The organism is Kitasatospora sp. NPDC006697 (assembly GCF_042869935.1).
Lineage (GTDB): Bacteria > Actinomycetota > Actinomycetes > Streptomycetales > Streptomycetaceae > Kitasatospora.
This window is the reverse complement of sequence record NZ_JBIAGU010000004.1, coordinates 362272-383421: the sequence shown is the minus strand read 5'-3', so window position 1 is coordinate 383421 and position 21150 is coordinate 362272. Positions and strand designations below refer to the sequence as shown.

The following is a 21150-nucleotide window of genomic DNA, read 5'->3' as shown; positions in this document are numbered from 1 at the left end:
CCCCCCCCCCCCCCCCCCCCCCCCCCCCCCCCCCCCCCCCCCCCCCCCCCCCCCAAACCCCCCCCCCCCCCCCCCCCCCCCCCCGGGGGGGCGCCCCCCCCCCGGGGGGGGCCCCCCCCCCGACGGCTTTTTCATGACTCTGCGTGAGCGGTGGAGCGGGCTGCCAGGAGGATGTGTCCGATAACCGAACATCGTGATGCTATCGAGACCGATATTCAGAACATTTGGTTCTGACCACTTCTCAGGGTGATCGATAGTGGGGAGGTCAAGCTCGGGCAAATGGGGGACAGGCTCGGGCAAACGCCGACTCTCAGGAGGGCATCACCCATGCGAGGTGCCAGTCAGGCCAAGTGGGCCGTCGCCGCGATCGCCGTCGCCCTGGCCGCCACCGCCTGCGGCGGCGGGACCAAGGCCAGCGGCTCGGGCGCGGTCGACCCGGCCGGCGTCTTCAGCTACCAGAGCGGTGAGCCGCAGAACCCGCTGCAGCCGGCCAACGCCAACGAGGTGCTGGGCGGACGGGTGATCAAGAACCTGTTCCGCGGCCTGGTCAGCATCGACCCCGGCACCAACAAGCCGGTGATGCAGGTGGCCGACTCCATCGAGAGCAGCGACGCCAAGCACTTCGCGGTGACCCTGAAGAGCGGCTGGACCTTCCACGACGGCACCCCGGTGACCGCCGCCTCCTTCGTGGACGCCTGGAACTGGGCCGCCGACACCAGGAACAACCAGATCAACTCGAACTGGTTCTCCGACATCGCCGGCTACACCGACGTGCACCCGGTCAAGGGCGACCCGACCGCGCAGACCATGTCCGGCCTGAAGGTGGTGGACGACACCCACTTCACCATCGACCTGGTGCACCCGGTCTCGTACTTCCAGTACAAGCTGGCCTACACCGCCTTCTCCCCGCTGCCCAAGTCCTTCTACGCCGACCCGGCCAAGGCGGGCGAGAACCCGATCGGCAACGGCCCGTACAAGTTCGTCTCCTGGGAGCACAACAAGGCGATCACGCTGGCCGCCTACGACAAGTACGCGGGCGGCGACAAGCCGAAGAACGGCGGCATCGTCTTCAAGAACTACAGCTCCGCCGAGGCCGCCTACAAGGACCTCACCTCGGACAACCTGGACGTGCTGGACCAGGTGGACCCGACGGACCTGCCGAGCTACAAGTCCGACCTGGGCGACCGCGCGGTGGACCAGCCGCAGGGCGGCATCACCTCGATCGCCTTCGCCATGTACCAGCCGGACTGGCAGGGCGTGGACAAGGCCAAGGTCCGCCAGGGCCTGTCGATGGCGATCGACCGGGACACCATCACCAAGACCGTGCTGAACGGCTCGCGGCTGCCCGCCGACTCCTTCGTCGCGCCCGGCACGGTCGGCTACAAGGCCGGCATCTGCGGCGAGGTCTGCACCTTCGACCCGGCCAAGGCCAAGGCGCTGATCGCCGAGGGCGGCGGGGTGCCGAACAACAAGATCACCATCCTGTACAACGCCGACGGCGGCCACAAGGAGTGGGTGGACGCGGTCTGCAACTCCATCCGCCAGTCCACCGGCGTGGAGTGCCTGGGCGACCCGAAGCCGGACTTCAAGACCGCCCGCAAGCAGGTGACGGCCCACCAGGTGCCGAGCATGACCCGCACCGCCTGGTCGCAGGACTACCCGCTGAACGTGAGCTTCCTGCGCGACCTCTACGAGACCGGCGCGGACTCCAACGACTCGCTCTACTCCAGCCCGGAGTTCGACAAGCTGGCCACCGCCGCCGACCAGGCCACCTCGGTGGACCAGACCGCCGAGCTGTACCAGCAGGCCGAGGCCCAGCTGGTCAAGGACATGCCGGCCATCCCGCTCTGGTTCTACAAGACCAACGCCGGCTGGTCCAACAACGTGACCGACGTGAAGTACGACACCTTCGGTGACCCGGTCTTCACCCAGGTCGAGGTCAAGCAGAAGTAGCTCGGAGGGCACGACGATGGGGCGCTTTGTCGCGAGGCGACTGCTCCAGATGATCCCGGTCTTCCTCGGAACGACCGCGCTCATCTTCTTCATGGTCCATGTGCTGCCGGGCGACCCGGTGGCCGCGATGTGGGGCGACAAGGCCGCGGACCCGGCCCAGGTGGTGGCCAAGCGCCACCAGCTCGGGCTGGACCAGCCGCTGCTGCAGCAGTACTTCACCTACATGGGGCACCTGTTCACCGGGGACTTCGGGACCACGATGAACCAGCGCAAGGTGATCGACGTGATCTCCGAGGCGATGCCGGTGACCATCCGGCTGACCCTGATGGCCTTCGCCGTCGAGCTGGTGCTCGGCGTGGCGATCGGCCTGTTCGCCGGTCTGCGCCGGGGCGGGGCCTTCGACAAGGCGACCCTGGTGGTCACCCTGCTGCTGATCTCGGTGCCGGTGCCGGTGCTCGGGTTCCTCTTCCAGAACCTCTTCGCCGACCAGCTGAAACTGGTCACCCCGACGGTGCAGGACTCGATGAACTTCGGTCAGCTGATCCTGCCCGCCGTGGTGCTGGGCTCGCTCTCGCTGGCCTACGTGGCCCGGCTGACCCGGACCTCGATCGCCGAGAACATCCGGGCCGACTACATGCGGACCGCGGTGGCCAAGGGCCTGCCGCGCCGCAAGGTGATCGGCACCCACCTGCTGCGCAACTCGATGATCCCGGTGGTGACCTTCCTCGGCACCGACCTGGGCGCGCTTATGGGCGGCGCGATCGTCACCGAGTCGATCTTCAACGTCAAGGGCGTCGGCAACGCCATGTACCACGCGATCAACCAGAAGGACGGCTCCACCGTCTCCGGGTTCGTCGCCGTGCTGGTGCTGGTCTACCTGGCCGCCAGCCTGATCGTCGACCTGCTCTACGCGGTCCTGGACCCGAGGATCCGGTATGCCTGACCTGCTCGACACGAAGTCCGCCGGGGCCGACGCCGCCATCGCGGCGGCGGTGGCCCCGGCCCCCGAGAAGGCCCGCAGCCTCGGCTCGGACGCCTGGCGGGAACTGCGCCGCAAGCCGGTCTTCCTGCTCTCGGCCGCGCTGATCCTGCTGCTGCTGGTGATCACCGTGGCGCCCGGCCTGTTCACCTCGGTGGACCCGCGGGCCGGCGACCTGCGCCACCACTACCTGGGCAGCCCGCAGTACGGGCACTTCTTCCAGGCGGACTGGTTCGGCTACGACGGTCAGGGCCGGTCGATCTACGCCCGGGTGATCCACGGCGCCCGCGCCTCGATCATCGTCGGCACCTGCGTGACCGCGGCCGTGGCCGTGGTCGGCGGCCTGATCGGCATGCTGGCCGGCTACTTCGGCGGCTGGCTGGACACCCTGTTGTCCCGGATCACCGACATCTTCTTCGGCATCCCGCTGCTGCTCGGCTCGCTGGTGGTGCTCAACGCCTTCACCTCGCGCACCGTGTGGAGCGTGGTCTTCGCGCTGGTCGCGCTCGGCTGGACGCAGATGGCGCGCGTGATGCGCGGCTCGGTGATCACCGTCAAGCAGGCGGACTACGTCACCGCGGCCAAGGCGCTGGGCGCCCCGACCCGGCGGATCCTGTTCCGGCACATCCTGCCGAACGCGATCGCCCCGGTGATCGTGGTGGCCACCATCGCGCTCGGCGGCTACATCGCCACCGAGGCCACGCTGAGCTTCCTCGGCATCGGCCTGCAGGACCCGACCATCTCCTGGGGCATCGACATCAACTCGGCCCAGCAGGTGATCCGGACCGCCCCGCACGTGCTCTTCTTCCCCGCCGGGATGCTGAGCCTGACCGTGCTCTCCTTCATCATGCTCGGCGACGCGGTGCGCGACGCCCTCGACCCGAAGCTGCGCTGAGAGAGGGATAGCAGATGACCACCGTCGCCGACAGGCCCGCCGCCGAGGAGCGGCTGACCCCGGGCACCCCGCTGCTCGAGGTCCGCGACCTGCACGTGGAGTTCAAGACCCGGGACGGCATCGCCAAGGCCGTCAACGGGGTGAACTACAGCGTCAGCGCGGGCGAGACCCTCGCGGTGCTGGGCGAGTCCGGCTCCGGGAAGTCGGTCACCGCGCAGACCATCACGGGCATCCTGGACATGCCGCCCGGCCGGGTCACCGCCGGCCAGATCCTCTTCCGCGGCCGGGACATGCTCACCATGTCCGGCGAGGAGCGCCGGAGGATCCGCGGCCGCAAGATCGCGATGATCTTCCAGGACGCGCTCTCCGCCCTCAACCCGGTGCTCTCGGTCGGCTACCAGCTGGGCGAGATGTTCCGGGTGCACGAGGGGGCCTCCCGCAAGGAGGCCAAGGCCAGGGCCATCGAGCTGATGGACCGGGTGCGGATCCCGGCCGCGGCGCAGCGGGTGAACGACTACCCGCACCAGTTCTCCGGCGGCATGCGCCAGCGCATCATGATCGCCATGGCGCTGGCGCTCAAGCCGGACCTGATCATCGCCGACGAGCCGACCACCGCGCTGGACGTCACCGTGCAGGCCCAGGTGATGGACCTGCTGGCCGAGCTGCAGGCCGAGTTCCAGATGGGTCTGATCCTGATCACCCACGACCTCGGCGTGGTCGCCGACGTCGCGGACAAGATCGCGGTCATGTACGCCGGGCGGATCGTCGAGACCGCCCCGGTGCACGAGCTCTACGCCAAGCCGGCCCACCCGTACACCAAGGGCCTGCTGCGCTCGATCCCGCGGCTGGACGACAAGGGCCAGGAGCTCTACGCGATCAAGGGCCTGCCGCCCAACCTCTACCGGGTGCCGGCCGGCTGCGCCTTCAACCCGCGCTGCGAGCAGGCCACCGACCGCTGCCGCACCGAGGTGCCGGAGCTGCACCTGATCGGCGACGGCCGGGCCAGCGCCTGCCACCTCTGGAAGGAGACCCTCCATGGCTGAGCCGATTCTCCAGGTCAAGGAGCTGGTCAAGCACTACCCGCTGACCCAGGGCGTGCTCTTCCGCAAGCAGGTCGGCGCCGTCAAGGCGGTCGACGGGATCAGCTTCGACCTGGCCAAGGGCGAGACCCTGGGCATCGTCGGCGAGTCCGGCTGCGGCAAGTCGACCATGGCCAAGGTGCTGATGAACCTGGAGCGGGCCACCTCGGGCGAGGTGCGCTACCAGGGCGAGGACATCTCCAAGCTGCGCGGGTCGGCCCTCAAGGCGGTGCGGCGCAACATCCAGATGGTCTTCCAGGACCCGTACACCTCGCTCAACCCGCGGATGACGGTCGGCGACATCATCGGCGAACCGTTCGAGATCCACCCCGAGGCCGCGCCGAAGGGGGACCGCCGCAAGGCGGTGCAGGACCTGCTGGACGTGGTCGGGCTGAACCCGGAGTACATCAACCGGTACCCGCACCAGTTCTCCGGCGGGCAGCGCCAGCGGATCGGCATCGCCCGCGGCCTGGCGCTCAAGCCGGAGGTGATCATCTGCGACGAGCCGGTCTCCGCGCTGGACGTCTCGGTGCAGGCCCAGGTGATCAACCTGCTGGAGCAGCTGCAGCGGGACTTCGGGCTCTCCTACCTCTTCATCGCGCACGACCTGTCGATCGTCCGGCACATCTCCGACCGGGTCGGCGTGATGTACCTCGGCAAGATGGTCGAGCTCGGGACGGACGAGGAGATCTACGACCACGCCACCCACCCGTACACCCAGGCGCTGCTCTCCGCGGTGCCGGTGCCGGACCCGACCGCCCGCGAGCACCGCGACCGGATCGTGCTCACCGGTGACGTGCCCTCGCCGGCCAACCCGCCCTCCGGCTGCCGGTTCCGCACCCGCTGCTGGAAGGCCGAGGACCGCTGCTCGACCGAGCTGCCGGTGCTGGCCGTGCCGCAGCTGCTCGCCGGGCCGGCCGCGCACCGGTCGGCCTGCCACTTCGCTGCGGAGCGGGTGGCGGCGGCCGCGGCCTGATGGATCCTCACCCCGGGGCGCGCCGCCCCGGGGTGAGGCCTGCTCACCCGTTCGGCGGCACCGGGCGCCCGTGTGGCCCTGCTGCGGGTGCGTCGTCGTGATGCGGCCCGTCGAATGGGGTGTGATGCGACACACACCCCATGAGGAGGGAACTCCATGACTGGAGCCACTCGCGTTCGCTGGGCCCTGGTCGGCACGACGGCTGTTGCCCTGGTGGCCACCGGTTGCAGCAGCAGCGGCGGCAGCAGCAGCTCGACCAACGCCGGCGGGACCTTCACCTACCAGAGCGGCGAGCCGCAGAACCCCCTGCAGCCCGCCAATGCCAACGAGGTGAACGGCGGCCGGGTGGTCCAGAACCTCTTCCGCGGCCTGGTCGACTACGACCCCAGCAACGGCCAGATCCGGATGCAGGTGGCCGACAAGATCGACACCAGCGACTCGCAGACCTTCAACGTCACGCTGAAGTCGGGCTGGACCTTCCACGACGGCACGCCGGTCAAGGCGAAGAACTTCGTGGACTCCTGGAACTGGTCGGCCAACACCAAGAACAACCAGATCAACTCCGACTGGTTCAGCGACATCCAGGGCTACGCCGACGTCCACCCCGCGTCCGGCAGCCCGACCGCGACCACGATGTCCGGGCTGACCGTGGTGGACGACACCCACTTCACCATCAAGCTGAACAACAAGGTCTCGTACTACGAGTACAAGCTGGGCTACCCGGCCTTCTCCCCGCTGCCGGACGGCTTCTTCAACGACCCGGCGGGCTACGGCCAGAAGCCGGTCGGCAACGGTCCCTACCAGTTCGTCAGCTGGGACCACAACTCGCAGATCGTCACCAAGGCCTACGCCAACTACCAGGGCGTGGACAAGCCGAAGAACGGCGGCGTGGTCTTCAAGGCCTACTCCACCGCCGAGGCCGCCTACGCCGACCTGCAGTCCAACAACCTCGACGTGATGGACCAGGTGCCGCCGTCCGCGCTGGCCAGCTACAAGAACGACCTGGGCTCGCGGGCCATCGACGCCCCGCAGGGCGCGATCCAGAGCATCGGCTTCACCCTCTACCAGCCCGACTGGTCCGGCGCCGACAAGGCCAAGGTCCGCCAGGCGCTCTCGATGGCGATCGACCGCGACACCATCACCAAGACGGTGCTGCAAGGCTCCCGCAAGCCCGCCACCGCCTTCGTCGCGGAGGGCGTGGCCGGCTACAAGTCCGGCGCCTGCACCGCGTGCAAGCTGGACGTGGCGCAGGCCAAGACGCTGCTCCAGGAGGGCGGAGGCGTCCCCGGCAACGCGCTGAAGATCACCTACAACGCCGACGGCGGCCACAAGGAGTGGGTGGACGCGGTCTGCAACGACATCCGGCAGAACCTGGGCGTCAACTGCACCGGCGACCCCAAGCCGGACTTCAAGACCGCCCGCGCGGCGATCACCGGCCACCAGCTCGACGGCGCCTTCCGCACCGGCTGGGTGCAGGACTACCCGCTGAACGCCAACTTCCTGGCCCAGGTCTACCGCACCGGCGCCTCCTCCAACGACACCGGCTACAGCAGCCAGCAGTTCGACCAGCTGGCCAAGCAGGCCGACGAGGCCCCCACCGTGCAGGACTCGGAGACCGGCTACCAGCAGGCCGAGGCGGTGCTCGCGCAGGACATGCCGCAGATCCCGCTCTGGTACTACCGGACCAACTCCGGCTACTCGACCAAGGTGCAGAACGTCTCCTTCGACTCGTTCGGCAACCCCGTCTGGACGGCCGTCCAGGTCAAGGGCTGACGCCACCACCCGCCGGCCCCGCCCTCCCGCGCCGCGGGGGCGGGGCCCGGCCACTCGGACGGAGGAGCCATGGGTACCTACGTGCTTCGGCGGATCCTGCAGATGATCCCGGTGTTCATCGGGGCCACCCTGCTGATCTTCCTGATGGTCTACACGCTGCCGGGCGACCCGATCGCGGCGCTCTACGGCGACAAGGCGGCCGACCCCGCCCAGGTGGCCCAGCTGCGCCACCACTACTACCTCGACCAGCCGGTCTGGAAGCAGTACCTGCACTACATGGGGAACCTGCTGCAGGGGAACTTCGGCACCAGCTTCACCGGCCGTCCGGTCTCCGAGCTGATGAAGCAGGCCTTCCCGGTCACCATCCGGCTGGCCCTGGTGGCGTTCGCGATCGAGATCGTCTTCGGCATCGGCTTCGGCCTGCTCTCCGGCCTCAAGCGCGGCAGCCTGCTGGACAGCCTGGTGCTGATCGCCACCCTGATCGTGATCTCGATCCCGGTCTTCGTGCTGGCCTACATCGCGCAGACGGTCTTCGCGACCAATCTGGGCTGGGTCACACCCACGGTGCAGGACTCCACCGACATCACCCAGCTGATCCTGCCGGGACTCGTGCTCGGGTCACTCTCCCTGGCCTTCGTCGCCCGGCTCACCCGGACCTCGATCGGGGAGAACCTGCGGGCCGACTACATGCGCACCGCGGTCGCCAAGGGCCTGCCGCAGCGCACCGTGATCACCCGTCACCTGCTGCGCAACTCGCTGATCCCGGTGGTCACCTTCCTCGGCACCGACCTGGGCGCGCTGATGGGCGGCGCCATCGTCACCGAGGGCATCTTCAACGTGCAGGGGGTCGGCAACCTGCTCTACCGGGCGATCAACCAGAAGGAGGGGCCGACGGTGGTCGGCGTGGTCACCGTGCTGGTGATCGTCTACCTGGTCGCCTCCCTCATCGTCGACCTGCTCTACGCGGTCCTGGACCCGAGGATCCGGTATGCCTGACGTCCCCGACCGGAACGATCCCCAGCCGCCCCGGCCGCCGGACAGCCACGCGCTGGACTACGCCGGCAGCCAGGGCATGGCGGTCGAGCAGGAGCAGCTGCTGGAGCGCAGCCCGGAGAAGCGGGAACAGGCCCGCAGCCTCTGGAACGACGCCTGGCGGGACCTGCGGCGCCGGCCGATCTTCCTGATCTCGGCCTTCCTGATCTTCCTGCTGGTGCTGATCGCGATCGCGCCCGGCATCTTCACCGACGCCGACCCGCGCCAGGCCGACCTGGTGAACAACTACCTGAAGAAGCCCGACTGGGGCGACGTCTTCGGGGCCGGCTGGTTCGGCTACGACGGCCAGGGCCGCTCGATCTACGCCCGGGTGCTGTACGGCGCGCGGGCCTCGATCACCGTCGGCATCTGCGTCACCGCGATGGTCGCGCTGCTCGGCGGGCTGGCCGGGATGATCGCCGGCTACTTCGGCGGCTGGATCGACGCGCTGGTCTCCCGGCTGGTGGACATCTTCTTCGGCATCCCGCTGCTGCTCGGCGCGCTGGTGCTGCTGAACGCCTTCAGCCACCGCACCATCTGGAGCGTGGTGGTCGCCCTCGGCTTCCTGGGCTGGACCCAGATCGCCCGCGTGATGCGCGGTGCGGTGCTGACGGTGAAGCAGGCCGACTACGTGGTGGCGGCGAAGGCACTGGGCGCCGGCACCCGGCGGATCATGGTGCGGCACATCCTGCCGAACGCCGTCGCCCCGGTGATCGTGGTGGCCACCATCGCGCTCGGCGGCTACATCGCCACCGAGGCCACCCTGAGCTACCTGGGCATCGGCCTGCAGGACCCGACCATCTCCTGGGGCATCGACATCTCCTCGGCCCAGAAGGTGATCCGCACCGCCCCGTTCGCGCTCTTCTTCCCCGCCGCGGCGCTCTCCATCACGGTGCTGGCGTTCATCATGCTCGGCGACGCGGTGCGCGACGCCCTCGACCCGAAGCTGCGCTGAGAGGGGCGCCATGACCACCACCGTCGGGACACCGTTGCTCGACGTCCGCGACCTGCACGTGGAGTTCAAGACCCGGGACGGCGTCGTCAAGGCCGTCAACGGAGTCAACTACAGCGTCAGCGCCGGCGAGACCCTGGCCGTGCTGGGCGAGTCCGGCTCCGGCAAGTCGGTCACCGCCCAGGCGATCATGGGCATCCTGGACATGCCGCCGGCCAGCATCCCGCAGGGCGAGATCCTGTTCCGCGGCGAGGACATGCTCACCATGGACAAGGAGCAGCGCCGGAGGATCCGCGGCGGCAAGATCGCGATGATCTTCCAGGACGCGCTCTCCTCGCTCAACCCGGTGCTGCCGGTCGGCTACCAGCTGGGCGAGATGTTCCGGGCGCACCGCGGCGAGAAGCGCAAGGAGGCCAAGGCCAAGGCCATCGAGCTGATGGAGCGGGTCCGGATCCCGGCCGCCGCCCAGCGGGTGAACGACTACCCGCACCAGTTCTCCGGCGGCATGCGCCAGCGCATCATGATCGCGATGGCGCTGGCCCTGGAGCCGGACCTGATCATCGCCGACGAGCCGACCACCGCGCTGGACGTCACCGTGCAGGCCCAGGTGATGGACCTGCTGGCCGAGCTGCAGGCCGAGTTCCACATGGGCCTGATCCTGATCACCCACGACCTCGGCGTGGTGGCCGACGTGGCCGACAAGATCGCGGTGATGTACGCCGGCCGGATCGTCGAGACCGCCCCCGTGCACCAGCTCTACGCCAGCCCCGCGCACCCCTACACCCGGGGCCTGCTGGACTCGATCCCGCGCCTGGACCAGAAGGGCCAGGAGCTCTACGCGATCAAGGGCCTGCCGCCCAACCTGCTGCGGATCCCGCCGGGCTGCCCGTTCAACCCGCGCTGCCCGCGGGTCCAGGACATCTGCCGGGTGACCCTGCCGCCGCTGTTCGAGGTGACCGACGAGGCCGGTACACCGCACCCCGGCCGGGCCAGTGCCTGCCACTTCTGGAAGGAGACGCTCCATGACGAATGACGGGGCCACCGCGCTCGGCGCGGCCCAGCCGGAGGAGGCCGCCTTCGCCCAGCCCGTCCCCAGCGGCGAGCCGATCCTGGAGGTCCGCGGCCTGGTCAAGTACTTCCCGCTGACCAAGGGCGTGCTCTTCAGGAAGCAGGTCGGCGCGGTGAAGGCGGTGGACGGCGTCTCCTTCGACCTGATGAAGGGCGAGACGCTGGGCATCGTCGGCGAGTCCGGCTGCGGCAAGTCGACGCTGGCCAAGGTGCTGATGAACCTGGAGCCGGCCACCGGCGGCTCGGTGCTCTACAAGGGGGAGGAGATCTCCCGGCTCACCGGCTCGGCGCTGAAGGCGGTGCGGCGCAACATCCAGATGGTCTTCCAGGACCCGTACACCTCGCTCAACCCGCGGATGACGGTCGGCGACATCATCGGCGAGCCCTACGAGATCCACCCCGAAGTGGCCCCCAAGGGGGACCGCCGCAAGGCGGTGCAGGACCTGCTGGACGTGGTCGGGCTGAACCCGGAGTACATCAACCGGTACCCGCACCAGTTCTCCGGCGGCCAGCGCCAGCGGATCGGCATCGCCCGCGGCCTGGCGCTCAAGCCGGAGGTGATCATCTGCGACGAGCCGGTCTCCGCGCTGGACGTCTCGGTGCAGGCCCAGGTGATCAACCTGCTGGAGCAGCTGCAGGGCGAGTTCAACCTCTCCTACATGTTCATCGCACACGACCTGTCGATCGTCCGGCACATCTCCGACCGGGTCGGCGTGATGTACCTCGGCAAGCTGGTGGAGGTCGGCACCGACCTGGAGATCTACGACCACGCCACCCACCCGTACACCCAGGCACTGCTCTCCGCCGTACCGGTGCCGGATCCGGCGGCGCGGGAGAGCCGCGACCGGATCGTGCTCACCGGTGACGTGCCCTCGCCCGCCAACCCGCCCTCCGGCTGCCGGTTCCGCACCCGCTGCTGGAAGGCCCAGGAGCGCTGCACCGTCGAGGAGCCCCTGCTGGCCCGCCCCACCTGGCTGACCGGCCTGTCCGCCCACGACTCGGCCTGCCACTTCGCCGCCGAGCGCGAGGAGGACCTGACCGGCGACGGGACCGGGGGCACCGCTCCGTCGGAATGACCGGGCGCCGGCCGCCCGGCCGCCGACCCGGGCCGGGAACGTGACGGGCCCCCTTCCGCCGGAGCGGGAGGGGGCCCGGAACGGGACCGGCGGGGGTCAGCCCTCGGAGCCACGCGGCTCGGGGACCGAGTCGCCGAGGGTGGAGGCGACCCGCTGGAGGGCGGCGTCGCCGTCCTCGGGGAAGTGGCAGGCCGTCAGGTGGCCCTCGGCGTTGCCGCCGAGCTGGATCAGCGGCGGCTCCTCCGTGGCGCACTTCTCCTGCGCCTTCCAGCAGCGGGTGCGGAACCGGCAGCCGGACGGCGGGTTGAGCGGCGACGGGACGTCACCGGTCAGCCGGATGCGCTCGGCGGCGGCGTTGTCCGGGTCGGCGTCCGGCGCGGCCGAGAGCAGGGCGTGGGTGTACGGGTGGCGCGGGCGGGTGTAGAGGGAGTCGCGGTCGGCGATCTCCACCACCTTGCCGAGGTACATCACCGCGACACGCTGCGAGAAGTGCCGCACGATCGACAGGTCGTGGGCGATGAAGACGAAGGCGATGCCCAGCTCGCGCTGCAGCTTCTGCAGCAGGTTGACCACCTGCGCCTGGATCGACACGTCCAGCGCGGAGACCGGCTCGTCGGCGATGATCAGCTTCGGGTTGAGCGCGAGCGCGCGGGCGACGCCGATGCGCTGGCGCTGGCCGCCGGAGAACTCGTGCGGGAACCGGTTGTAGTGCTCCGGGTTGAGGCCGACGATCTCCAGCAGCTCCTTCGCCCGGGCCTCGCGGCCGCCGGGCGGGTTGATGCCGTTGATCTCCATCGGGTTGGTGATGATGGTGCCGACGGTGTGCCGCGGGTTCAGCGAGGAGTACGGGTCCTGGAAGATCATCTGGATCTCGGACCGGATCGGCGCCAGCTCCTTGCGGGAGGCGTGCGTGATGTCCTGGCCGAGGTACTTGATGGTGCCGCCGGTGGGCTCGTACAGCCGGGTGACCAGTCGACCGGTGGTCGACTTGCCGCAGCCGGACTCACCGACCAGGCCCAGGCTCTCGCCCTCGGCCACGGTGAAGCTGACGTTGTCGACCGCCTGCACCGCGCCGACCTGCCGCTTGAACGGGAAGCCGCCCATCACGGGGAAGTGCTTGGTGAGGCCGTCGACCTCCAGCAGGGGGCGGCCGGGGGCGGCGGCCGTCTCCTTGGTCTTGGTCAGCGAGGTCTGCTCTGCGCTCATGGGATTTCCTTGGCTCCTTTACCGAGGATCAGCTGCTCAGCCGGGGCAGGATCTGCTCGGTGAGGATGGACTGCTTCTGCTCGGGGGTCAGGTGGCAGGCCGTGAGGTGGCCGTTCGCCAGCTCGAGCGGCGGGCGCTCGGTCACGCAGCGGTCGCCGGTCACCAGCTCCTTGTAGGTGCAGCGCGGGTTGAAGGCGCAGCCCGACGGCGGGTTCAGCAGGGACGGCGGGGTGCCGGGGATCGGCATGAGCGGGACGTCCACCGAGGCGTTGATCCGCGGGATGGAGCTGAGCAGGCCCCAGCCGTACGGGTGCTGGGAGTTCTTCAGCACCTCGCGCATGGTCCCGCGCTCGACCGCGCGGCCCGCGTACATCACCAGCACGTCGTCGGCGATCTCGCGGATCACGCCGAGGTCGTGGGTGATGAAGATGATCGAGGTGCCGCTCTCCTGCTGGAGGTCCTTGAGCAGGTCGACGATCTGGGCCTGGACGGTCACGTCGAGCGCGGTGGTCGGCTCGTCGGCGATCAGCAGCTCGGGGTCGCAGACCAGGGCCATGGCGATCATCGCGCGCTGGCGCATACCGCCGGAGAACTGGTGCGGGAAGTCGTCGACCCGGGTCTGCGGCTGCGGGATGCCCACTCGGCGCAGCATCTCGATCGCGCGGTCGCGGCCCTCCTTCTTGCTGGCGCCGGTGTGCTTCATGAACGGCTCGGCGATCTGCCGGCCGATCGTGTAGTACGGCGACAGCGCGGCCAGCGCGTCCTGGAAGATCATCGCCATCTTGTTGCCGCGCAGCTTCTCCAGCTCCCGCTGGGAGGCGCGCAGCAGGTCCTTGCCCTCGAGGGTGACGGAACCCTCGATGGTGGTGTTGCGCGGGTTGTGCAGACCCATCACGGCGAGGTTGGAGACCGACTTGCCGGAGCCGGACTCGCCCACGATGCCGAGGGTCTTGCCGCGCTCCACGTCGAAGTTCAGGTTGTTGACGGCCTTGACGATGCCGTCCTCGGTGCGGAAACGGACCTGGAGGTCGCGCACCGAGAGGAAGGGGCCGGAGGTCTCGGGTGCGGTGCCGGCCGGCTCGGACTTGGTGAGGGTGCTCACGGTCGGATCTCCTCGGGGGCGGGGTGGTGCGGGTAGGACGTGGACACGGAGGGGGTCATCCCAGCCGCACCCGGGGGTCGAGGAGGGCGTAAGCAGCGTCGACGATGATGTTGAAGAGCAGGATCGCGGTCGCGCTGAAGATCAGCACGCCGAGCTCCAGGTAGAGGTCGGCGTTGGCGACCGACTTGACCGCGAGGAAGCCCAGGCCCTGGATGGCGAAGGTGACCTCGGTGATGATCGCGCCGGAGAAGACCGCGCCGAGGTCGATGCCGAAGATGGTGATGATCGGGGCCATCGCACCGCGCAGGGCGTAGCGCCACCAGACGTAGGCGCTGGACATGCCCTTGGCGCGGGCGGCCCGGATGTGGTCCTCGGAGAGCTGCTCGAGCATCAGCGAGCGGACCTGGCGGGTGTAGTTGGCCCAGAAGATGACCGACATGACCAGCCACGGCAGGATCATGCCGGTGAAGCAGCCCCAGGGGTCCTGGGTGAACGGCACGTACTGCGGGCGGTCCAGCCACTTGAGGTTGTAGACGAAGAGCGCCATCGCCAGCGGGCCGAGGAAGTAGATCTGGGTCGACTGGCCGATCAGCGAGAGCGAGCTCGCGATCCGGTCGATGATCGTGCCCTGCTTCCAGGCGGAGAGCATGCCCAGGCCGACGCCGATGACCAGGAAGCAGATGGCGCCGCCGATGGCCAGCACGAAGGTGGCCGGGTAGTTGGCGGCGATCTTGTCCCAGACGAACTGCTGGGAGTTGTACGAGTAGCCGAAGCAGGGCGCCGCGCAGTGGCCGAGCTTGCCGAGGTCCTGGCCGACGAAGAGTCCGCTGAAGTAGTGCCAGAACTGCTCGTAGATCGGCAGGTTCAGACCCATGTTCGAGCGGATCTGCGCCAGCAGCTCGGGGGTGCAGGACTTCGGCGGGCAGGCGAGCTGCGCCGGGTCCACGGCCAGGGAGAAGAATGCGAAGTACGTCAGGCAGATCAGCAGCAGAATGATGACGATCGCGCCGAGCGCCCGGCGGACGAGAAATCGGAGCATTGGTTTAGCTCTTCCGAAGTGAGGGCGCCTGCGGCGGCCACGTCGTGGAGTGTGCGCCCCCCGGATCACGGGGGACGACACGCGGCCCGGGCAGGGCCACCCGACTGGGTGGCCCCGCCCGGGGGGAACCGGCCGGAGGCCGGCGCCGGACCCGGTTGCTTACTTGATGTAGATGCTGGAGACGTCCACCGAGCCGAGGACCGGGTTGTAGGCGACACCGCCCAGGCCCGCGCCGTACACCTGGAAGAACTTGTCGTAGGCGTAGGGGATCTTCGGCACGTCGGTGGAGAGGATCTTGTCGGCCAGCTTCATCCACTCGGCACCAGCGGTGTTCTGGTCGGCGATGGCGTTGATGCGGTCCATCTCCGAGTTCATCGCCGCGCTGTTGTAGTGGGTGTAGTTCGGCGCACCGTCACCGATCTGGCGGCCGTCCAGGGTCGGCGGGATCACCGAGTCACCGGTCGGCCAGTCGGCGCCCCAGCCGGAGCGGTACAGGTCGAACTGGTTGTCCGTCTTGCCGATCACCGAGTAGTAGGTGGTCGGGTCGATTTCCTTCTTCTCGGCCTGGAAGCCGGCCTGGTTCAGGGCGTCGACGACGGTGGTCGAGACCTGCTGCCAACGCGGGGTGTTGGCGTAGCCGAGCTCGATGTGGTAGTTGAGCTGGCCGGCGTCCTGCAGGATCTTCTTGGCCTTGGCCGGGTCGCCCTGCGGGTTGGCCTTGATGCCCAGCGGGTCGGTGTTCTGCCAGCCGGCCACGGTCGGGCTGATCAGGTTGCCCGCGATGTCGCCGGTGACCGAGCCACCGAGCTGGCGGTTGACCTGGGCGGCCGGGAAGGCGACGGCCAGCGCGCGGCGGACGTTGACGTCCTTGACGCGGCTGTTGTTGATGTCGAAGGTGTCGACGAACGGCAGGAACTGGCTGATCGTGCGCGACGCCATCGAGGAGTCGCCCTGGATCTGCTGGATCAGGCTGGAGTCCGCGTTGGAGACCAGGGTCAGCGCGTCCTTGTCGTCACCGGCGCCACCGATCAGACGCTGGGTCATGCCCGGGTTGGCGACGTTGAGCTCGAACGACCACTTGTCCACGTACTGGTGGCGGATCGGGTCGGACTTCGGGTCCCAGTTGGGGTTGCGGACCAGGGTCAGCGACTTGTCCGGCTGGTAGTCCGAGATCATGTAGGGGCCGATGGAGACCGGGTGGTTGTTGTACTTCGGCCCGTCGTCCTTCGACTTCTCGATCGCGGTGATGCTGGGCATCGCCGCCGCGAAGTTCGCGTCGGTGTGCGGCTGCTGGAAGTGGAACGCGATCGTCTTGTCGTCCGGGACGCTGATGATGCTGTCCGGCAGGTCCTGGCCGTTCTGCGGGCCCTGGTAGGTCTTCCGGTAGTCCTGGCCGGAGAGCCAGGTCGGGAAGTAGGTCGGGCCGTTGGTCTGGTAGTCCTGGTACAGGCGCTCGACCGCGTACCGGACGTCCTTCGAGGTGATCGGCGTTCCGTCCTGGAACTTCAGGCCGTCCTTGAGGGTCCAGGTCCAGGTCTTGCCGCCGTCCGACATGGTGCCGGTGTCGGTGGCGAGGTCGCCGACCAGGGTGACCTTGCCGGTCTGCGGGTCGGTCTTGTAGTTCGTCAGCTGGCGGCTGTAGAGCATGCCGACGGCCTGCAGCTGGTTGACGTACTGCTGGCTCGGGTCGAGGTAGTCGAACCCGGAGATCTCGATGTCGTGCGCGGTGCCGCCCTGCTTGGCACCCGGGACGTCCTTCGCCGGGCCGGTCGAGTCAGCCTTGGTGCCGACCGAGAAGTTCTGGATCGACGACTGGGCACCCTTCTTGTCGCCAGACGACGACGACTTGCCGCCCCCACCACAAGCGGACAGCGTGAGGGCGCTGACCGCCACGAGCGCCGGCACGAGTGCTGCCTTGCGAAGTCTCATAGGTTCCTACCTGTCACTGGTCATTGCTGTGTCTGGCCAGCGCGGACCGGCGGGGCGACTCTGCCCCGGGGTGGCCGGTGCTGGGGGAGCGGGGGATCAAGCAGTGGTGCGGTGGTGCGGGTTTGCTCGAGCGCTGGGCCCGTGCGTTTAGCGGATGGTCTTCGGGTCCAGCGCGTCGCGAACGGAGTCACCGAACAGGTTGAACGCCACAGCGAAGATCATCAGCGAGAGACCAGGAACCATCAGATAGGTCAGGTCGTCCTGGTAGTACTTGGCCGCGTCCTGGAACATGAGGCCCCAGTCGGGCGTGGGGTCGACCATGCCGACACCCAGGAAGGAGAGGCCGGCCTCGGCGGTCACCATCGCCGGGAGCAGCAGGGTGACCTGCACCAGGATCGTGGTGGCCAGGTTGGGCATCAGCTCCTTGAAGATGATGCGCCAGGAGGAGGCCCCGGTGATCTTGGCTGCCTCGACGTACTCCCGCTCGCGCAGGCTCAGCGACATGCCGCGGAGCAGACGGGCGGTGGCCATCCAGCCGAGGAAGGACTGCACCAGCACGACCGAGAAGACGCGCAGGTAGACCGGCATCGCGCGGTCGGACGGGACGAACCAGTTCTCCACGATGGGGGTGAAGGAGATGAAGAACAGCTGGGTCGGCAGGCCGAGCAGCAGGTCCGTGAAGCGACCGGTGAAGTAGTCGAAGCGCCCGCCCATGTAGCCCTGGGCGACACCGATCACGATGCCCACCACGCTGGACAGGATCGTGATCAGCAGGCCGATGCCGAGCGAGGTGCGGATCGCGTAGACCAGCTTCGCGAAGATGTCGAAGCCGTTGCCCGGCGTGATGCCGAGCCAGTGCGTCGCGCTCATGCCGCCGTTGGCGCCGACCGGGAGGCTGTTGTCGTCCAACAGGCTCATGTCGCGGCTGCCGTACGGGATGTAGGGCGACTGGCCGTACAGGCCGGTGATCACCGGCGCGAAGACCGCGACCAGGATGTACAGGATCACGATGCCGGCGCAGATCACACCGATGCGGTTGCGCTTGAAGCGGCTCCAGGCAATCTGGCCCGGGGTGCGCCCTTGGAGAGCGGCCGGCTTGTTGCCGGTCTCTCCCGTCGCGGACGCGACGAGGACCGGTTCGGTCTCAGTCGTGTCCTCAGTTGGCGTCGTCATGGTGCGAAAGCTCCCGCCGGTGGTCTGTGCAGCAGCAACGAGGAAGAAGTTGGTCGAACGGACTCTCGCAACTCGTTTATCGAACGTCAAGAGTTTCTCTGTGGCTGGCGGCCAGGTTTTGGCTTCGTTCTGGAATGTCAACCAGGTTGTAGCTTTCAGCTACTTGACACGCTCGCAGCGAGACGGTCTAAAACGGACATATCGCCATGAACGGCGTTCATAAGTTCGTAACGAGGGCTTAGCTTCACCGGTATCTGAACGCGCTGATCCGCTCCAGAGGGAGTCAACGCGCATAGACAACAGTGTCCGCTTTGGTACGTATTGGAGGGATTACCGGGCGGTTTTCAGCGTCCGATTATCGGACGGATTTGGCGGGAAGCCGCCTCTGGCGACTTTTCGTCAGCGTTTAACACTCCTCCCGGTAATCCGTCGGGAAGGACGCTGCCCAGGGTTGGTGACAGTTACACGCCAGTGGCGGGATGTCGCCGGTAAAGGCGCGGAGCCCCGGAACGCGGTGCGTTCCGGGGCTCCGTTCAATGGGGCCGGCACATCATTTTTGGCATGCCCACAACTCACATGCGGAAGCGGAATGTGCGATCCGCGGCACTGCCCTTGTCATAGACCTGGGTGATGGCATCAGCCACGTCCTGCGTGGTGATCGGCGCCGTACTCCCGTCCGCCTTCTTGTACTTGACCTTGTCGAAGGTGTTGCCGACCAGCGCGCCCAGCGCGTCCAGGTTCCACTGCGGACCGATGTTCCCTGAGGCGTCCGGCACCAGCAGCAGCGCCTTGCCGAACTTCGGCGGCGTCAGCACCAGCTTCTTGGTGCCGGCCTGGATGGTGACCGGGCCGCCGGCGATCTGCTTGCCCAGGCCGTCCGCGGCCTGCTGCAGGGCCTGGGTGGCCACCTTCGGCTGGGCGGCGGTCACCGCAAGGGCGACCGCGGCGTCGGTCCGGCCGGCCGCGCGGTCCTGGTAGCTCTGCGCCACCTGGTCCACCGCGGCGGAGTCGTCCACCGCCTGGCCCGGCTGACCCGGCACCACCACCGGGTTGCCGCTGTCGTCGAACTGGACGTAGCCCTCCTTGAAGCCGTGCTGCGAGTTGGCCACCAGGGTGTCCAGCGCCGCCTTGAGTTTGGCCCGGTCGATCCGGACCACCGGCGCCACGGCCTTGCTGCCGCCGGTCAGCGACTGCAGCACGTCGGAGGGGTTGTAGCTGTGGTGGGTCAGCCCGTCCACCGTGGCGGTGGTGTCGAAGCTGAGGCCGGCGGTGGCCGGATCCAGCGAGACCGCCTGGTCGCCGAGCTTCAGCGGGACCGGCTGCTGGCCGATCTTGCCCACGGTGGAGTCGAGCTGGTGCACCGCCTGGTCGCGGCTGTCGCCGCCGATGGCGGTGCCGAGCACGGTGGTGCCGCGCGGCACGTCGGCCTGGTTGAGCATCAGACCGGTGCCGTAGGCGGCGGCGCCCAGGAAGGCCACCCCGCCGACGCCGGTCACCAGCAGCTTCTGCGCCTTCGAGCGGCCCTTGGGCTTGGCGGCCGGGGCCGCCTTCTTCGCGGGCGCGGGGGCCGGAGCCGGAGCCGGTGCGGCGGCCTGCGGGGCGGGTGCGCCCGGCGCGCCGGGGCCGCGCTCGGCGGCCTGCGGTGCGGGGGCGCCGTAGATCCCGGTGACGGGCAGGCCGGGTATGGCCTCGCCGGCCGCGGGGATCGGCTCGAAGCCGTTGATCTGGGTGTCCTCCGGCTCGGCGGGCGTGCCGGGGAACGGGGTGAGCGGCTGCTGCGGGCGGGCGAACCGGCCCGGGGCGCCGGGGTTGCCGGTCGGCCGCTGGGCCGCCGGGGCGCCCGGCGCGGCGGGGGCCCCGGCCGCCTGGACGGCGGGGCCGGTGCCGAACGGGTCTGTGCCGGGCATCCCGGGCGCACCCGGACCGGCCGGACCGGCCGGCTCGCCGCCGAAGGGCGCGGCCTGGCCCAGCGGGGGCGTCGGACCGGCGAACCCGGGGACGCCCTGCGGCGGGGTGGAGCCGGGGCCCTCGGTGCTGAAGGGGTCGGCGGTGCCGAAGGGGTCGGCGGCGCCGGGGAATCCGGGCACCCCCTGCGACGGCGTCGAACCCGGGAAGGCCGGCACGCCGTTGGGAGGAGTGGAGCCCGGACCGGCCGGCTCACCGGCGAACGGGTCCGCGGCACCCGGGAACCCGGGCATGCCCTGAGGAGGCGTCGACTGGTGGAACCCGGGCGCCCCGTGCGGCGGCGTGGCCCCGGGGAAGGCGGGCACGCCCTGCGGCGGGGTGGAGCCGGGTCCGTCGGTGGCGAACGGGTCGGCGGCACCCGGAAGCCCGGGCGCGCCCTGCGGCACCGCCTGCGCCTGGGCGGGCTGCGCCGAGAACCCCGGCGCCGCGCCCTGCGGAGCCTGCGCGGCCGGCGCCCCCACGGTGTCCGGGCGGTTGCGCTGCCGCGGCCGGAACCACTCGCCGGTGGACTCCGGGTCCTCCGCCTGCTGCGGCGGCGCGGGCGTGCGCCACTGCGGCGGCAGGTCCGGCGGCGTACTGGTCCGCCCGCTGGCGTCCATCACCCCGAGCACCGGCGTGGCCGGCGCCGAGCGGTGCCGCGGCCCGGGGGCGGGCGCCGCCGGCTCGGCCGGCTCGGCCTCCTCCGGCTTGACGGCGCTGCGCACCACCACCGGCGGGATCGGCCGGGAGCCGGGGATGTTGATGGAGATCCGCGTGGTCAGCGTGGTCTCGGTGGTCTTCGGAGCCTCCGGCTCCGGCTCGGCCGGCCCACCCGGGTGCGCGAACGGGTCGAAGCCGTTCCCGAGCCCGGGGATGCCGTACGGCGGCGTGCCCGAGGGATAGGCGTCAGGTGCGCCTGATCCCCGGCGGGACGACGGGTGGGCGTTGTCAGATTCGCGGCTGCTCAATGCTGC

At 69.3% G+C, this 21150-nt stretch carries 16 protein-coding genes; 10 read left to right on the top strand and 6 right to left on the bottom strand.

Annotated features, from left to right (window positions below; genetic code table 11):
* Positions 1-327: 327 nt before the first annotated feature.
* The 10 genes from ACFYNO_RS08800 to ACFYNO_RS08755 all read left to right on the top strand — a co-directional run bounded on the left by ACFYNO_RS08800 (position 328) and on the right by ACFYNO_RS08755 (position 11783).
* The gene (locus tag ACFYNO_RS08800; RefSeq protein WP_388007529.1) at positions 328-1953 is read left to right on the top strand and encodes an ABC transporter substrate-binding protein; all 1626 of its coding nucleotides are present in this window, start codon (positions 328-330) and stop codon (positions 1951-1953) included.
* 16 nt (positions 1954-1969) lie between these two features.
* On the top strand, positions 1970-2896 hold the full coding sequence (locus tag ACFYNO_RS08795) for an ABC transporter permease (protein WP_388007526.1): 927 nt from the start codon (positions 1970-1972) through the stop codon (positions 2894-2896).
* Positions 2889-3827 (top strand): ABC transporter permease, encoded by a 939-nt coding sequence (locus tag ACFYNO_RS08790; RefSeq protein ID WP_388007523.1) that lies wholly within the window; start codon positions 2889-2891, stop codon positions 3825-3827. The genes ACFYNO_RS08795 and ACFYNO_RS08790 overlap by 8 nt, the downstream gene beginning before the upstream one ends.
* A gap of 14 nt (positions 3828-3841) precedes the next feature.
* Positions 3842-4870 carry an ABC transporter ATP-binding protein gene (locus ACFYNO_RS08785; RefSeq protein WP_388007520.1) on the top strand — a complete coding sequence of 343 codons (1029 nt, stop codon included), beginning with the start codon at positions 3842-3844 and terminating at the stop codon, positions 4868-4870.
* The gene (locus tag ACFYNO_RS08780) at positions 4863-5882 is read left to right on the top strand and encodes an ABC transporter ATP-binding protein (RefSeq protein ID WP_388007517.1); all 1020 of its coding nucleotides are present in this window, start codon (positions 4863-4865) and stop codon (positions 5880-5882) included. The genes ACFYNO_RS08785 and ACFYNO_RS08780 overlap by 8 nt, the downstream gene beginning before the upstream one ends.
* Positions 5883-6038: 156 nt before the next feature.
* Positions 6039-7655 (top strand): ABC transporter substrate-binding protein, encoded by a 1617-nt coding sequence (locus ACFYNO_RS08775; RefSeq protein WP_388007514.1) that lies wholly within the window; start codon positions 6039-6041, stop codon positions 7653-7655.
* A gap of 69 nt (positions 7656-7724) precedes the next feature.
* Positions 7725-8651, top strand: a complete 927-nt coding sequence (locus ACFYNO_RS08770) for an ABC transporter permease (RefSeq protein ID WP_388007511.1) — start codon at positions 7725-7727, stop codon at positions 8649-8651.
* Between the two features lie 76 nt (positions 8652-8727).
* Positions 8728-9642 (top strand): ABC transporter permease, encoded by a 915-nt coding sequence (locus ACFYNO_RS08765; RefSeq protein WP_388007589.1) that lies wholly within the window; start codon positions 8728-8730, stop codon positions 9640-9642.
* A 10-nt stretch (positions 9643-9652) separates the two neighbouring features.
* Positions 9653-10672 (top strand): ABC transporter ATP-binding protein, encoded by a 1020-nt coding sequence (locus ACFYNO_RS08760; RefSeq protein ID WP_388007508.1) that lies wholly within the window; start codon positions 9653-9655, stop codon positions 10670-10672.
* The gene (locus tag ACFYNO_RS08755) at positions 10662-11783 is read left to right on the top strand and encodes an ABC transporter ATP-binding protein (protein ID WP_388007505.1); all 1122 of its coding nucleotides are present in this window, start codon (positions 10662-10664) and stop codon (positions 11781-11783) included. The genes ACFYNO_RS08760 and ACFYNO_RS08755 overlap by 11 nt, the downstream gene beginning before the upstream one ends.
* A gap of 96 nt (positions 11784-11879) precedes the next feature.
* On the opposite strand, the gene ACFYNO_RS08750 is transcribed toward ACFYNO_RS08755, so the two are convergent.
* The 6 genes from ACFYNO_RS08750 to ACFYNO_RS08725 all read right to left on the bottom strand — a co-directional run bounded on the left by ACFYNO_RS08750 (position 11880) and on the right by ACFYNO_RS08725 (position 21144).
* Positions 11880-12989 (bottom strand): ABC transporter ATP-binding protein, encoded by a 1110-nt coding sequence (locus tag ACFYNO_RS08750; RefSeq protein ID WP_388007501.1) that lies wholly within the window; start codon positions 12987-12989, stop codon positions 11880-11882.
* Positions 12990-13017: 28 nt separating this feature from the next.
* The gene (locus ACFYNO_RS08745) at positions 13018-14091 is read right to left on the bottom strand and encodes an ABC transporter ATP-binding protein (protein ID WP_388007498.1); all 1074 of its coding nucleotides are present in this window, start codon (positions 14089-14091) and stop codon (positions 13018-13020) included.
* A 55-nt stretch (positions 14092-14146) separates the two neighbouring features.
* Positions 14147-15130 (bottom strand): ABC transporter permease, encoded by a 984-nt coding sequence (locus tag ACFYNO_RS08740; protein ID WP_388007495.1) that lies wholly within the window; start codon positions 15128-15130, stop codon positions 14147-14149.
* Positions 15131-15289: 159 nt separating this feature from the next.
* The gene (locus ACFYNO_RS08735) at positions 15290-17035 is read right to left on the bottom strand and encodes an ABC transporter substrate-binding protein (RefSeq protein WP_388007492.1); all 1746 of its coding nucleotides are present in this window, start codon (positions 17033-17035) and stop codon (positions 15290-15292) included.
* A gap of 171 nt (positions 17036-17206) precedes the next feature.
* The gene (locus tag ACFYNO_RS08730; RefSeq protein ID WP_388007489.1) at positions 17207-18232 is read right to left on the bottom strand and encodes an ABC transporter permease; all 1026 of its coding nucleotides are present in this window, start codon (positions 18230-18232) and stop codon (positions 17207-17209) included.
* A gap of 572 nt (positions 18233-18804) precedes the next feature.
* Positions 18805-21144 carry a hypothetical protein gene (locus ACFYNO_RS08725; protein WP_388007486.1) on the bottom strand — a complete coding sequence of 780 codons (2340 nt, stop codon included), beginning with the start codon at positions 21142-21144 and terminating at the stop codon, positions 18805-18807.
* Positions 21145-21150 lie beyond the last annotated feature (6 nt).